This window comes from Microtetraspora sp. NBRC 13810 (genome assembly GCF_030268685.1).
GTDB lineage: Bacteria > Actinomycetota > Actinomycetes > Streptosporangiales > Streptosporangiaceae > BSRQ01.
Map to the genome: position 1 here is coordinate 260234 of NZ_BSRQ01000001.1, position 14314 is coordinate 274547.

A 14314-nucleotide genomic window follows, 5' to 3' on the forward strand; every position below is an offset into this window, starting at 1 on the left:
GCCCCCCGGCCGGACGGCACCCCGGCGGCGGCCCGAACAGACGGTCAGACTCGACACACGACACGAAATGCCCGATAAGGTCGGCGGACAGCTTGTCTGCCGAGTCAGCGCACGAGGAGCAGTTGATCATGACAGGTGGAGCGGGTGTCGGCCACCGGCCCCTGATCCGGCACAACGACTACTCACCGCTGCAACCGCCTCCGCTCGGCGAATGGCAGCCCACTCTCCCGGTGAGTGTGATCATCCCCGCGCACGGCGGGCAGCACCGGCTCGATCTCACGCTGGCGGCCCTCGCCGCGCAGACGTACCCGGTCCACCTGCTGGAGGTCATCGTCGTCGACGACGGCACCGACCCTCCCCTGCGCCTCCCCGAGATCGCTCCGATCGACACCAGGATCGTGCGCGCCGACCCGACCGGCTGGGGCATCGGGCACGCGCTCAACACCGGCGCGGCGGCGGCCGACGGGGTGCTGATCCAGCGCCTGGACTCCGACATGATCACCGGCAGGGAGCACATCGAGGCCCTCGCCCGCTGGCACCACGTGACCGACTACCTGGTCACCATCGGGTTCAAGCGGTTCGTCGAGGAGCCCGAGCTCACCGCCGCCCAGGTGCACGAGGCGGTGACCGGCGAGGGACTGGGCGCGATCTTCGACCTGGACGCGGCGCTGCCCAGCTCGACCGAGGCGACCATCGCCAAGCTCGACGGCCTGCGCGCCAGCCGTAATCCGTACCACGTGTGCACCGGGCCGACGCTGTGCCTGCACCGCAAGCTCTTCCACCGGGCCGGCGGCATCGATCCCGCGGTCCCGCGCGGCGAGGACACCGAGTTCGCCTACCGTCTGGCCGCGCAGGGCGCCGTGTTCATCCCGGACGCCGCCGCGCAGGCCGTCCATCTCGGCCTGCCGGGCCAGCGGCTGGACCGGGACCGCACGGTACGGGTCGCCTCCACCTATCTCGCGCACCGCGTGCCGCTCCGCCGCGACCTGCGCAAGGAGCGGGCGCCGCACTGGCTGGTGCCCTACGTCGAGGTCGTGCTGGACGTCGAGGACGCCGCCGAGGAGACGGTGCGCGCGGCGGTGGGCGCGGCGTTCGAGGGCTCGGTCGCGGACGTCGTGGTCACCCTGGTCGCGCCGTGGTCGAAGCTGACCGCCGAACGGCGTTCCGTGCTCCAGGACCCCATGCTCGAACTGCGGCTGATCCGCGAGCACTTCGCGCACGACGAGCGGGTGCGCTTCGCCGACGAGCCGGCGCCGACCCCCGCGCCCGTCGCGTTCCGCTACACCGGCCCGGCCGGTGTCCCGCTCGGCCCCGAGACCCTGAAGCGCATGATCGACACGGTGCAGGAGAACCGGCTCGGCCTGCTCACGGTCGCCCTGCCCACCGGCGGGACCGCCCGCCTGGAGCGCACCGAGTCGATCAGCCGCGCGCTGCTGCTCACCACCGCCGACCGTTCCTTCGACGACACCGTCGAGGCCACCCACGGCGTACGGCACGCCGAGCACGCCGCCTACTGGCCCGCCGCCGCGCCTCCGGCGCCGCAGAAGGCGCCCGCTCCCCCGAAGCCGCCGGCCGCCCCGGCGGCGCGGTCCGAGCCCAGGCCGGTCCCGGACCGGCCCGGCCTGCTGAAGAAGCTGCGTAACACCCTCGGCTCCGACTGACCGGCACGGGCCGCGGGCGGCGACCCGCGGCCCTGTATCGTCTGGTGCGCAGCGAAACGAATGCCCGAGGTCGGTCCCATGTACGTTCCAGCCCATTTCTCCGCCGGTGACGCCGAGATCCGCGAGCTCCTGACGAGCCGCGACACGGCCGACCTGATCACGAGTACGCCGCGGGGGCTGCTGGCGACCTACCTCCCCGTGCTGTTCGACCCGGAGGCGGGCGAGCACGGGGCGCTGCTCGCGCATCTCGCCCGCAACAACGACCAGTGGCGGCAGCCGGTGCTGGGCGAGGCGCTGGCCATCGTGCGCGGCCCTGACGCCTACGTCACGCCGTCGTGGTACGCCGCCAAGGCCGAGCACGGCCGCGTGGTGCCCACCTGGAACTACGTCACCGCGCACGTCTACGGTGAGCTGGTCGTGCACGACGATCCCGCCTGGCTCGCCGGTCTCGTCCGGCGGCTGACCGAGCGCCACGAGGCCCGCCGGGAGACGCCGTGGGCCGTGGAGGACGCCCCCGACGCGTTCGTCTCGGGCCAGTTGCGCGCGATCGTCGGCGTCGAACTGGTCGTCACCAGGGTCGAGGCCAAGGTCAAGATGAGCCAGAACCGCTCCGAGGCCGACCGTGCCGGCGTCGCCGGCGGCTACGCGGCCCTGGGCGACACCGCCATGGCCGACGCGGTGCGCACGGCCGGCCGTGCCCCGGGAGCGCGCGCCCGCTGAACGTGGCGCGGATTGCTGGATATGTGGCACGGATCGTCAAGGATTCCGCCCCGGTATGCCGCGATAATCGGCTCTGTCCAGAGTTGTGGATCATCCGATATTGGGGGACACGCGTGAAGAGACTGAGCATCGTCACGGTCGTCGCCGGGGCGGTCCTCGCCGCCGCGCCCGCCGCGACGGCGGCCACGGGGGCTGCCACGGGGGCTGCCACGGGGGCTGCCACCGGGGCCGCCACGGTGAGCGGGGCGGTCGCCGCCACTAAGACCGTGGCGTTCGCCGCGAGGTCGTTCTCGCAGGGCGGGAAGGTGCGCGCCCAGGTGCGGAACGGCTCGGTCACCTGGCACCGGAGCGCCGGCGGCGACACCTGGGTGACGATCAGGGCGCAGATCAGGGACACCGGCCCCGGCGACGGCTTCTGCGCCCGGCTGAGCACGGACGTCCTCGGCTTCGAGGACCCCACCGCCCGGGAGTGCAACGGCGTGTGGACCACCAGGACGCTGAGCACCCACTACCAGCCCGTCGTCCACCTGACGCTCTTCACCAACCCGGACTACTCCCTGACGGGCCACAAGGTGTCGTGGAGCGTCCGCAAGCCCGCCGGGATCTAGCCGGGACGATCCGGGAGAGGAGCGCCACGGGGGCTGCTCCTCTCCCGAGGACAACAGGACGACAGGACAAACCGCGCACGCGCCACGGACCCGCGAGAGGACGCCGACGGGGGCGTCGGCGAGAGACATCGGCGAGGAACGTCGGCAGGGGATGTCGGCAGGGGACGCCGGTGGAGGGGCCGCCCGGCTAGGCGCGGCGGTTGCGGGACAGGGCGCGTTTGATGGTGCGGGCGAGGCGGGACCGGCCGCCGGCGTGCTGCTGGAGGACCTTCTTGGCGGCGGCGAGCTCCTTGCGGAGCGCACCGACCTCGCGTCGCATGTCCACGGCGTTCTTCCGCCAGCGGCCCGCCTCGTCGCGCCACCTGACGATCTGGCCGCGCAGCCGCTCGGCCTCCTTGGTGAGCCGGACGACCTCGGCCTCGGCCTGCTGGCGGGCACGGTAGGCGCTGCGCCGGCCGAGGATGTCCGGGGCGTCGGCGGCGGCGGTGAAGCCGTACGTCTCGCCGTCGGCCCACAGCACGCCGAAAGTCTCCTCCACGACGTCGTCTAGGTCCTCCTCGGCCCCGGCCACCAGCTCGGCCCTGGCGAAGGCGGCCGTGCGCTCCAGCCGGGCCGTCACGACGCCGTCGGCCCGCTCGGCGAGGAGCACGTTGACCAGGCCGCACTCCTGTTCCCTGGCGAGGTCGAGCAGCCGGGCGAGGGTGTCCTCGCCGGGCGCCCAGCCCGCGGGCAGCACCAGCCTGAAGGGCGCGAACGTGGGGGCGGCGTCCGTGACCAGGTGGACCCTGGGCTCATGGGCGTAGTGGCCGTGGATGAGGGCGAGATCGAGGTCGGGGTCGGTGAGCGGGGCGCGGCGCTCGGGAGCCAGGGTGTCCCACGGGCCGGTCAGCTCGACCGTCACGTCCGCGACCGTGCCGGCGAGCACCGCGTCCACACCGGCCCGCACGTCGTCGTAACCGGCGGCCTCGACGACCACCTGGACGTAGGGCACCTTCCACCGGCGGGCCGGGTGCGAGCGCAGCCACCGGTAGGCGGGGACGCGGTCGGCGATGAAGGCGTGGCTGACCCGGTCGATCGGCGTCTTGTCGCGCATCCGCATCGACGGGCCGAGATGGTAGCCGCGTGCCTCGGGGTCGGGCACGAAGACCGCGCCGGCCTGGGCGAGACGGTAGCCCAGCTCGGTGTCCTGGCCGAGGATGAGGTCCACGTCCATCGGCCCGGTCCGTGCGAGCAGCCGGGCGCTGACCGAGGTGGCGCCGCCGACGTGCAGGCTGAAGGCGCGGTGCGCGTCCTCCACCAGGCCGCCGGTGCGCTCGATCAGGTCCACCAGCCACTGGTGCGGCTCCGCGGGCTCGAACAGCCCGGCCAGGTCGGCGCCCGCGACGACCTCGGGAGAGGGCAGCGCGGCCGGGGTGAAGCGCAGATAGCTGGCCACCACCATGTACGGCGCGAGGTGGTGCCAGCGCATGTGCGCCTCCACCTCGGCCGGGTCCAGCACGATGTCGGAGTCCAGCCAGTGGATCACGTCACCGGTGGCGGCGGCGAGGCCGGCGTTGCGGGCGTTGGCCCGGCCCGGCGTGTCGCAGACGACCAGGCGGGTGAGCTCGGGGCGGATCCGCGGCAGCCGCAGCGGCGGCGCGCTGCCGTTGTCCACCACGACGACCTCGACCAGCTCCTGCGGGTAGGTCTGGCGGGCGAGCCCGGCGAGGGCGAGGTCCAGTTTCCGCTGGCCGTTGTAGGCGGGGACGACGATGCTCACCGTCAGCGCCGGGGTCCACGCCCCGAGCGCCGGCGGTCGCAGCGCCTTGTAGTCGTTGCCCCGTACGCGGGCCGCGGGCAGCCGCGCCTCGGTCAGGTCCGTGCTCAATGTCAGGCCTCCTCGGCGGTCTCCAGGAGCGTGCTGGGCCGGAAACCACGCCATTGGTTGGTCGCCACCCGCAGGAAATGGGCGAGCGGCAGCCGCCAGGTGTGCTCGCCGGACAGCGAGCGGCGCAGGACGTATCCCAGGCCGTGGGTGCGGTAGATGCGCCCGCCGGCCGCGTGGACGCGCTTGAGCAGGTCGGCGTCCACCCCGCTCGCCAGCGGGCCGAACCCCCCGACGTCCCGGAACGCCGACGTGCCGAGGAGGATCGTGCCGCCGGCGACGTGCTCGTTCCACACCTCGCTCGTGTAGTCCGTGCGGCGGATCGTGGCCTTCAGCGGCTCCAGGTAGAAGAACTCCGCCGTCGTGCCCACCACGTCGGCGCCCGCGTACTCCTTGGCCAGCAGGAGGTCCGCGAGATGCTCGGGGCCGTACCAGTCGTCGTCGTCCCATTTGGCGAGGTGGTCGCCGCTCGCGGCCGCTGCCGCGCGGTTCAGCACCTCGCCGAACGGCGTCTCCCGGTGCGCCTCGACCACGGTGATCGGCAGCGGGAAGTCCTCGACCGCCCGCCGTACGCTCTCGTGGCCGGCCGGGACGCCGTGCAGGCCCAGCACGACCTCGGCCCGCACGTGCCGCTGCCGGGCGATCTGGGCCAGCGCCGAGCCCACCAGGGCGGGGCGCATGCTCGACATCACCACGCTGACCAGCGGCGGCTCGCCGCTGTCCGGGTGACCGGCGCGCAGGGCGTGGCGGCGCAGCCGGACGCTGTGCTCCTCGCGGCGCAGGTCGGTCACCGAGCGCATCGACCCGCCGGCTGCGGGATCGGCGTGCCAGGAGGTGAGCAGGGCGGTCAGGGCCGGGTCGGCGGCGCGCGCCCAGGCGGGCACGACGGTGGAGAACAGCGGCACGCCCGCCGCGGCGAGGTCGAGCACCGCCGCGAACGAGCAGCCCGGCGAGACCGGCCACTCGACGCGCAGCCCGCGCAGGGGTCGCAGCCGTGCCACGTCCTCGGCGGTGACGGGGTCGCCGAGCGGCTCCTCCGCCGCCGTCCAGCGCTCGCCGTCCCAGCTCAGCGAGCCTGCCTCGGCCGAAGGCGAGCGGGTGAAACCCTGCGGGGTCGCCCCGCCCGCGGGCGGTTCGGCGGGTTTACGGTCGGATGCTGTCTGGGAGGAGGTGGCGTCCATCACGTCTCGGGGGTCGGGGAGGGACTCGGGGGGAGCGCCCGGCTAAAGGTTATCGTCGCCCTCCACGCGCATCACACCGGCCACGGCCCGGACGATGTCGAGCCGCCGCAGGCTCTCGATGGTGCCGGACAGCGCCGCGTCGCTCGCCCGGTGGGTGACCAGGACGAGCTGGGCGTCGTCGCCGTGGCCCTCCTGGCGCACGGTCTGGATCGACACGTCCTGGGTGGCGAACAGCTCGGCGACCCTGGCCAGCACGCCCGGCTTGTCGGCCACGTCGAGCGCGACGTGGTAGCGGGTGAGGGTGTCGCCCATCGGGTGGACCGGCAGGTCGGCGTAGGTGGACTCGTCGGGGCCGCGGGTGCCGGCGAGCCGGTTGCGGGCCACCGCCACGATGTCGCCGAGCACCGCGGACGCGGTCGGCGCGCCGCCGGCGCCCTTGCCGTAGAACATCAGCTCCCCGGCCGACTCCGCCTCGACGAAGACCGCGTTGTACGCCTCGCGCACCCCGGCCAGCGGATGACTCCTGGGGATCATCGCCGGGTGGACGCGGACGCCGATCGAGCGGCCGTCGTCGGAGCGGGCGCAGATGGCCAGCAGCTTGATCACGTAGCCCATCGCCTTGGCGCTGGCCACGTCGGTCGCGGAGATCTCGGTGATCCCCTCGCGGTGCACGTCGGCGGCCGTCACCCGGCTGTGGTAGGCCAGCCCGGCCAGGATCGCGGCCTTGGCCGCGGCGTCGAAGCCCTCGACGTCGGCGGTCGGGTCGGCCTCCGCGTAGCCGAGGGCCTGCGCCTCCTCCAGGGCGTCGGTGAAGGAGGAGCCCTCCGCGTCCATCTTGTCGAGGATGTAGTTGGTCGTGCCGTTGACGATGCCCAGCACGCGGCGGACGTGGTCGCCGTTCAGCGACTCGCGCAGCGGGCGCAGCAGCGGGATCGCCCCGGCCACGCTGGCCTCGAAGTACAGGTCGGCGCCGCCCGCCTTGGCCGCCGCGTGGATGGTGGCGCCGTCCTCGGCGAGGAGCGCCTTGTTGGCGGTGACCACGGACTTGCCCTTGGCCATCGCGGCGAGGATCAGCGACCTGGCCGGCTCGATACCGCCGATCACCTCGACGACGATGTCCACGTCGTCCCGGGTGACCAGGCCCTCGGCGTCGGTGGTCAGCAGCGCGGGGTCCACGTCGGTGTCACGCTTCTTGCCCATCCGGCGTACGGCGACGCCGGCCAGCTCCAGCGGCGCCCCGACCCTGGCGGCGAGGTCGGCGGCCTGCTCCCCCAGCAGCCGCACGACCTGGGAGCCCACCACGCCACACCCCAGCAGGGCGACTTTCAGCGGTTTCACGACTGCCCCCTCAACAGGTCCTCCTCGGTCTCACCGCGAACGATGACCCGGGCCACGCCGTCCCTGACCGCGACGACCGCGGGCCTGGGCTGGTAGTTGTAGTTGTTGGCGAGCGAGCGGCAGTAGGCGCCGGTCGCGGCGACGGCGAGCAGGTCGCCGGGGGCGAGGTCGTCCGGCAGCCACAGGTCGCGGACCACGATGTCGCCGCTCTCGCAGTGCTTGCCGACGACGCGGGAGAGCATCGGCCGGGCGTCGCTGGACCGCGAGGCGAGCACGGAGGTGTACTCCGCGCCGTAGAGCGCGGTGCGCACGTTGTCGCTCATGCCCCCGTCCACGCTGACGTAGGTGCGCAGGCCCTCGACGTCCTTGACCGTGCCGACCTCGTAGACGGTGACGCCGCCGGGGCCGACGATCGTGCGGCCGGGCTCGACGGTGAGGCGGGGCACCGGGACTCCCGCGTTGGCGCACACCTTGGCGACGATCTCGCGCAGGCTGTCGGCGATCACCTTGATGTCGGGCGCCTCGTCGGCCTCGACGTAGGCGATGCCGTAGCCGCCGCCGAGGTCGAGCTCCGGCAGGACGACCCCGTGCTCGTCCTTGATCTGGGCGAGCAGCGCGGTGAGCCGCTGGGCGGCGACCTCGAAGCCGGCGGTGTCGATGATCTGCGAGCCGATGTGCGAGTGCAGGCCGAGGAGCTCGAGCTGGGGCAGCGCGAGCACGCGGCGCACGGCCTCGGCGGCGGAGCCGTTGTTCAGCGAGAAGCCGAACTTCTGGTCGTCGTGCGCGGTGGCGATGAACTCGTGCGTGTGCGCCTCGACGCCGGTGGTCACCCGGATGAGCACCCTGGGCCGGACGCCGTGCCGCTCGGCGAGGTGCCCGAGCCGGGCGATCTCCTCGAAGGAGTCGGCGACGATGCGGCCGACGCCGGCCTGGATCGCGCGCTCCAGCTCGGCCGCGGACTTGTTGTTGCCGTGCAGGGTGATCCGCTCGGGCGGGAAGTCGACGCTGAGCGCCACGGCCAGCTCGCCGCCGCTGCACACGTCGAGGCCGAGGCCCTCCTCGTCGATCCAGCGGGCCAGCTCCCTGCACAGGAACGCCTTGCCCGCGTAGTGCACGTCGCTGTCGCCGAAGGCCTCCGCGTAGTCGCGGCAACGGCTGCGCACGTCGTCCTCGTCCAGCACGTAGAGCGGTGTGCCGTAGTCCCTGGCCAGGTCGCGCACGTCGACCCCGCCGACGGTCACCGCGCCGCCCGTGCGGGCGGAGTTGCGCGGCCAGATCTTGGGGCTGAGCGAGTTAAGGTCGGCGGGCGGGCGCGGCGGGCGCTCCTGGGGCATCATCTCGGCATGCCGGTCACCGGCCGGATGGGCGAATCGACTCACCCGAACGAGGCTATCGGACCCGCTGATCCCCGTGGGACGCATGCCCACAGTACGAGACAAGATCACCACAATTTATTGCCAAATAATGGCAAATATCGGGATATCTTCCGTCGGTTGTTCCCCGCCGGCGTGCGAGGGTCAGGACACTTCGGCGGCCGGGGCGGCCCAGGTGTTGCAGGCGCCGACCGTGCCGTGCCGTTCGCCGCGCAGCAGCCATGCCGTCTCGCTGGCCGCCGAGCCGTGCGTCCGCTCCTGCTCCGTGGCACCCTCCGTGCCGCCGTCCGTGCCGCCGTCCGCGTCGCCGTCCGCGTCGCCGTCCGTGCCGCCGTCCGCGTCGCCCTCCGTGGCACCTGCCCGGCCGCGGTCCCGCTCCGCGCCCGCCGCCTCGGCGACGCTCTCCCTGACGACCCGCACCCCGGCCGGGTCGACGCCGCGCAGGGCCGCCGCCGCCATGCAGTTCGCCTGGAGCTCCAGCCGTCGCGTCCACGCCTCGTCGAATGCCTCCGGCCCGCGCCTGCTCGCGATCCCGCTGATCTCCTGCACGTGGTGGGCGTACTCGTGGGCGAGGGTGAACATCGAGGCGAACACCCACTTCCCGTCCTCCATCAGCACGTTGACGGAGGCGGTGTCCGGGCAGTAGATCCCCACCCAGTCGTACTCGTCGGTGCCGCAGGCCGCCTCCGCGGGGCTGCCGATCAGGTTGACCTCGCCCGGCGGCTCGTACTCCCGGTCCGCCTGGGCCATCGTGCGCGCCCAGGCCCGGTCGAGGCAGCCGGCGAGCGCGCGCAGGGTCGCCTCGGGGTTCTCGTCCCGGTTCGCCGGGAGGTCGCAGCGGTTGACGACGGGGCCGGTGGCGTAGAGGTCGTGCGCCGCCGCCCCCCAGGTGGCCGAGGCGGGGTCGGTGCCGAGGAGCACACGCAGCCGGGGGGCGAACACCGCGAGCCCGGCCAGCACGACCGCGAACACCAGCCCGGCCGGCAGCAGCCGCCGGACGATCATCCTTCGCCGTGACGAACCGGGATCGTTCATAGCCTGTCGGGTGCCGTCCCACCGAGGGCGGCCAGTTCCTCCGCCAGCACCGCCCGTACGGCCCGCGCCAGCCGGACCCGGGCGACGTGCTCCGGCGTGACCGGCTCCTCCCCCGCCGGTACGGCGGGCGCCCGCTCGTGCGCGTCGTGATAGGCGAGCGCCAGCCTGCGCGCGAAACCCGCCCGCCCCACCGCTCCCCCGGGCCGGCCCGCGCCGCGCCGCGACCGCCTTCCCGGCAGCTCGGCCAGCACCCGCAGCACAGCCCGGTCGTGCCGTCCGGTGAGCGCCTCCGGTGCGAAACCGGTGCGGGGCACCCCGAGATCCCGCGCCCAGCGCCCCACCGCGCACGCGCGCGCGTGCGCGAACCTCAGCACGAAGCCGGGGTTGTCCCAGGTGAGCGGCCGCTCCGGCCACGGCTCCGCCCCCGGCACTGCCCCCGCCCCCGGGACGGACCCCGGCACCGCCCCCGACCTCGGCCCCGGCACCGCCCTCGGGACCGCCCCCGGCAGCGCGCCGTCGGCGGGTTCCGCCCCGGGGGCGTCCGCGAGCCCGGTGTGCTGCTCGATCTCGGTGACCAGCTCGCCCGGCGTCGACACGACGATCTCCAGGAACCCGCTGTCCCTGACCCGGGCCGCGGCGACCCCGGCCAGCGCGCGCGACCGCGCGGCGAGGCCCTCGGCGGCGGCGACGGGATCGGCGGCGCGCAGGGCGACGGCCGAGACGTAGAGGGCCTCCCGCTCCCAGGAGCCGCGCGGCTCGGGCGGCTCGCCCAGGATCGCGGCCAGCTGAGAAGGCGTCATGCCCGGCACCCTACGCGCCCCCGCCGGGCACCGCGAACGATCACCCCGCCGCCGCGGGACGCCCCGGGCCCGCAGCCGGTCAGGCGAGCGCGTGCGGCTCCGCGGGGCCGTAGCCGACGAGCTGGGAGGAGGCGAGGAGGGCGGGGTCCTCGTCGCGCGTCTTGACGTATCCGAAGCGGTCGGCGGAGAAGACGCGGACGCCGTCGGCGCGGCACTGGCGCATGAGCACGTCGTCCCAGCCGTCGGACACGTCGGCGATGCCGAGGCCGCGCAGCACGGTGCGGCGGGCCAGCAGGGTGCCGCCGGTGATCTCGGCCAGGTAGGAGTAGGCGGCGTCCGGCTGCCTGAGCAGGGTCGCCCCGGCGTCGCGCAGGTGGGCGAAGTAGGACGCCTTGCCGGTCACGTCGGCGGTGGTGAACAGGAAAGACCTCGTCATGTCGGTCAGGTAGTGCTCGCCGTACACGTCTCGCGGGTCCATGACGGCGACGAGGTCGCCCTCGCACAGGTCGAGGGCGCGGTTGAGCAGGCCGCCGGTGGTGAGCCCGGGGTCGGCCTGCCTGACCAGCACATCCGTTCCGCCGGGGAAGAGGGTACGCGCGCGGGCCTGCACCGCTTCGGCGTCGGCGGCCATCAGGACCACCTGGCGGGCTCCCGACTGGCTCGCGACCTGGGCGAGCGCCCGGTCCGCGTCGGCGTCGGCGGGCAGCGGCACGATCACCGAGACGTCGAGCGTGGGCCGCGCCGAGGGCAGGCCGATCGCCTCCAGCAGGTCGTCCACCCGCTCGCTCATCGTGCCGGCGGCGTAGGCCCTGCGCAGCGCGGCGTGCGCGCGGCGGTCGTCGGGGAGGCTGCCGATCGGGGTGCCGCAGGCGGCGATCTCGGCGAGCCGCCACTCCGGCGTGCCGGGCGGGCAGGACACCGACCTGGGCCAGCGGTAGGAGGTGAGCACGTCCGGGTAGTGCACCGGCGGCGGGAGCAGCTCCTCCAGCGTGAGCACCCGGTCGAAGCGCCCGCTGGCCAGCGGGAGCGGGTTGTGCACCCGGGGCTGCACGGCGTACGGCAGCAGCCCGGCCCTCGGGTGCAGCGAGCGCCACACGGGCAGCGCCTCCGGCGAGGCGGTGAAGACGTACTCGAACAGCCCGGCCACCGCGCGGTGGTCGGTGACCTGGCCCTGGGTGTGCCAGAAGACGGTCCTGATCCCGCGTTCGGCGCACCAGGCGAGCAGCGCGCGCAGCCCTTCGCCGCCCTCGCCGGTCACCTCGCCGGCCCACGGCCCGCCGGTGACCGACTCCACGACCAGCAGGTGCGGGATCTCCAGCGGCAGCACCCTGGCGAAGTCGCGGGGGGTGAAGCCGACCGTCTGCCGCCACTCGTAGCGCAGCAGGGCCTCGGCGTGCGAGTCGAGGACGGCGGCCACGGTGAGGTGCGGGCGGGTGTTCGGCCCGGTGGGCACCCGGAACGGCTTGAGCTTGAAGGAGGCGCCCTCGATCACCCGGACCGACGAGCGGGCCTGGAAGGACGCCCCGGGCGCGGCCTGCCTGTCGTCCCCGGCTGGGGTGGCCACCGGCTGGCGCTTGGGCGCGTTGGGGCGGTTCACCGGGCGGGCCGCGCCGCGCAGGCCGCGCGCCAGCCGTACCGGGTTGCTCTTGCCCGTCTTGAGGGCGTCGCCGATGCGGGACCAGCGGGCGAGCTGCATGGAGGTGAGCTTCCAGCGGGCCACCTCGGTCTGGTAGCGCTGCTCGGCCAGCTCCCTGCGCAGTTTCTCCTCGGCGGCGCGGGCCTGCTCGAGGAGTTCCTCCGTCGCGCCGAGCCGCTCCCTGGCGGCCTTCAGCTCCTCGGTGGCCTGCTCGGCGTCGGCCAGCCCGGCCTGCGCCTTCTCCAGCAGCCGCGCCAGTTCGGCGGCGCGCTCCGCCTGGGCCAGGGCGTCCCGCAGTGCCCTCCGGGTACCCTCCAGTTGCTCGCCCGCCACGTCGTCCTCCGATTCATGAGCGGTGCAAAGGATACCCTTTGACCAAACGCGACATCTCGGCAAAGGAGTCGACCGTGGCCGACGGGGAGTGGCCGGCGTTCAGCGTGCGGCCCTACGTGTGCGGCGCCATCGGCCACGTGGACGCGGCCCGGCTGGACACGCTGAAGACCGCCGGCCCCCGGGTCCGGGCGGCGCTGCAGACGCCGGGAGCCGCGCTGTTCAGCAGCGGCCCGCTGCCTCCCTACCACCGCGGCGAGCACGGCTACGCCTTCGCCTGGGGCGAGCGGCGGCCGGTCGCGACGGCGAGCTGGATCTCGATCGCCGAGACCTACGAGACCCCCGGGCTCATCGACGACGGCGAGCGGGTCGTGCTGCACGCCGGCGGCCTCGGCCTGGTGGACGTCTACTACCTGCCGACTCCGGAGGCGGTCTACTTCTCCTCGCTGCTCGCCCCGCTGCTCGCCCTGCTGCGCGAGCCGTACGAGGTGGACTGGGCGGGCTGGGCCGGGATCATCGGGGTCACCTTCCCGATGGGCGACGGCACGCCGTACGCGCGGATCAAACGGCTCGCCGGGTCCGGCGCGCTGGTCTTCGACCGGGGCACCGGGCGGGTGTCGGCCGAGCGGCGGCTGCCGCGCTGGGTGCGCGAGGAGCCGTACGAGGCGGGGCGCAGCGCCGGGGAGATCCTGGCGATCCTGCACGACGTGTACAAGGAGTTCGACAACCGGCCGCTGCTCGTGCCGGTCAGCGGCGGCTACGACTCGCGGCTGCTGTGCTCGGTGGCGGTGGCCAGGGGCGCGGACGTGGAGTCGTGGACGACCAGCCCCGACGACGGCACGGACGCGGACATCGCCTTCGCCCGTGCGATCACCCGCGAGCTGGGCGTGCGGCACCGGGTGATCGGCCAGTCCGCCGATGCCTATCCGGGGGACGCGCACGCCGTGGCGCGCCGGCTGGAGTACCTCACCCCGCACCACGCCTGGTACGCCCCCTTCGCCCGCGAGGTGCACAAGGCGGGGCGCACCCTGGTGGACGGCCTGGCCGGCGGGCCGCTGCTGAAGAACTTCATGGTGAGCGGGGACGCCCTGCTCGCCTCCTCGGAGCAGGAGCGCAAGGCGGCGGTGCTGGAGTCGCTGTCGCTGGGCGCTCCGTCGGTGCCCTTCCTGTCGGCCGGGGCCGCCGGGTGGATCGAGGACACGGTGCGCGCGGCGTTCGCGGAGGCCACCTCGATGTTCCACGGCCACCGGGCCGAGCTGCCGCTGTCGGTGCTGCACACCCGGACGGTGCGCGGGATCGCCCGCTCACCGGTGAACCTGGTGGGCCCGGAGGCGTCGTTCGTGGCGCCGTTCATCCATCCGGAGTTCTTCGACGCGGCGCTGTCGGTCGGCGTGGCGCGCAAGGACAAGGGGCGGTTCTACCGGGAGCTGCTGCACGAGGCCAACCCCCGGGTCGCGGCGCTGCCCTCGACGAACGTCGTGAAGCAGCCGCTGCGCCGGGTGCCGCTGCGCTCCACCGCCGCGCCGGCCCGCGCCCAGGCGCACCGCATGCTGACCACGGTCGCCGAGCGGGTGCCCGGCCTGCTGTCCGCCGAGCTGCACGAGGTGGTGCTGGACGGCCCGGACGCGCTCACCCGGTTCAACGGCTGGAACGACCGCTTCTGGGTGCGTGGGCTCGTCCTGTTCGGCACCTGGCTCGCCGACCACGAAAACCGGCTCGGCGACCTCACTCCTCCGTGGGTCTGACACGCCTTTCCGATCCGGCCGTA

Annotated in this window: 11 protein-coding genes; 4 read left to right on the plus strand and 7 right to left on the minus strand. The window is 74.1% G+C overall.

Going from position 1 to position 14314, the window contains the following annotated elements; translation table 11 throughout:
• Window positions 1-128 precede the first annotated feature (128 nt).
• From QSK26_RS01230 to QSK26_RS01240, 3 genes are all read left to right on the plus strand, one after another.
• On the plus strand, window positions 129-1661 hold the full coding sequence (locus QSK26_RS01230; RefSeq protein ID WP_285773037.1) for a glycosyltransferase family 2 protein: 1533 nt from the start codon (window positions 129-131) through the stop codon (window positions 1659-1661).
• Between the two features lie 78 nt (window positions 1662-1739).
• Entirely contained in the window at window positions 1740-2381 is a 642-nt protein-coding gene (locus QSK26_RS01235; RefSeq protein WP_285773038.1) for an FMN-binding negative transcriptional regulator, read from the plus strand.
• Between the two features lie 113 nt (window positions 2382-2494).
• The gene (locus tag QSK26_RS01240; RefSeq protein ID WP_285773039.1) at window positions 2495-2989 is read left to right on the plus strand and encodes a hypothetical protein; all 495 of its coding nucleotides are present in this window, start codon (window positions 2495-2497) and stop codon (window positions 2987-2989) included.
• Window positions 2990-3176: 187 nt separating this feature from the next.
• On the opposite strand, the gene QSK26_RS01245 is transcribed toward QSK26_RS01240, so the two are convergent.
• From QSK26_RS01245 to QSK26_RS01275, 7 genes are all read right to left on the minus strand, one after another.
• The gene (locus QSK26_RS01245) at window positions 3177-4856 is read right to left on the minus strand and encodes a glycosyltransferase family 2 protein (RefSeq protein WP_285773040.1); all 1680 of its coding nucleotides are present in this window, start codon (window positions 4854-4856) and stop codon (window positions 3177-3179) included.
• A gap of 2 nt (window positions 4857-4858) precedes the next feature.
• Window positions 4859-6034 (minus strand): glycosyltransferase family 2 protein, encoded by a 1176-nt coding sequence (locus tag QSK26_RS01250; protein ID WP_285773520.1) that lies wholly within the window; start codon window positions 6032-6034, stop codon window positions 4859-4861.
• Window positions 6035-6076: 42 nt separating this feature from the next.
• On the minus strand, window positions 6077-7372 hold the full coding sequence (locus QSK26_RS01255) for a homoserine dehydrogenase (RefSeq protein WP_285773041.1): 1296 nt from the start codon (window positions 7370-7372) through the stop codon (window positions 6077-6079).
• Window positions 7369-8751, minus strand: coding sequence for a diaminopimelate decarboxylase (lysA, locus tag QSK26_RS01260; RefSeq protein ID WP_285773042.1), 1383 nt, complete (start codon window positions 8749-8751; stop codon window positions 7369-7371). The genes QSK26_RS01255 and lysA overlap by 4 nt, the downstream gene beginning before the upstream one ends.
• Before the next feature lie 138 nt (window positions 8752-8889).
• Window positions 8890-9750, minus strand: a complete 861-nt coding sequence (locus QSK26_RS01265; RefSeq protein ID WP_285773043.1) for a neutral zinc metallopeptidase — start codon at window positions 9748-9750, stop codon at window positions 8890-8892.
• A gap of 26 nt (window positions 9751-9776) precedes the next feature.
• The gene (locus QSK26_RS01270; RefSeq protein WP_285773044.1) at window positions 9777-10580 is read right to left on the minus strand and encodes an anticodon-binding protein; all 804 of its coding nucleotides are present in this window, start codon (window positions 10578-10580) and stop codon (window positions 9777-9779) included.
• A 79-nt stretch (window positions 10581-10659) separates the two neighbouring features.
• Window positions 10660-12549, minus strand: a complete 1890-nt coding sequence (locus tag QSK26_RS01275) for a hypothetical protein (RefSeq protein ID WP_285773045.1) — start codon at window positions 12547-12549, stop codon at window positions 10660-10662.
• 38 nt (window positions 12550-12587) lie between these two features.
• Here QSK26_RS01275 and QSK26_RS01280 point away from each other — a divergent pair, with 38 nt between their 5' ends.
• A complete protein-coding gene (locus QSK26_RS01280) occupies window positions 12588-14291 on the plus strand; it encodes an asparagine synthetase B family protein (RefSeq protein ID WP_285773046.1) in 1704 nt (567 codons plus the stop codon).
• The last annotated feature ends 23 nt before the right edge of the window (window positions 14292-14314 follow it).

Coding starts and splice junctions, on each gene's coding strand:
- QSK26_RS01265 (WP_285773043.1), bottom strand. CDS start 9,750: ATGATCGTCCGGCGGCTGCTGCCGGCCGGGCTGGTGTTCGCGGTCGTG.
- QSK26_RS01250 (WP_285773520.1), bottom strand. CDS start 6,034: ATGGACGCCACCTCCTCCCAGACAGCATCCGACCGTAAACCCGCCGAA.
- QSK26_RS01235 (WP_285773038.1), top strand. CDS start 1,740: ATGTACGTTCCAGCCCATTTCTCCGCCGGTGACGCCGAGATCCGCGAG.
- QSK26_RS01230 (WP_285773037.1), top strand. CDS start 129: ATGACAGGTGGAGCGGGTGTCGGCCACCGGCCCCTGATCCGGCACAAC.
- QSK26_RS01270 (WP_285773044.1), bottom strand. CDS start 10,580: ATGACGCCTTCTCAGCTGGCCGCGATCCTGGGCGAGCCGCCCGAGCCG.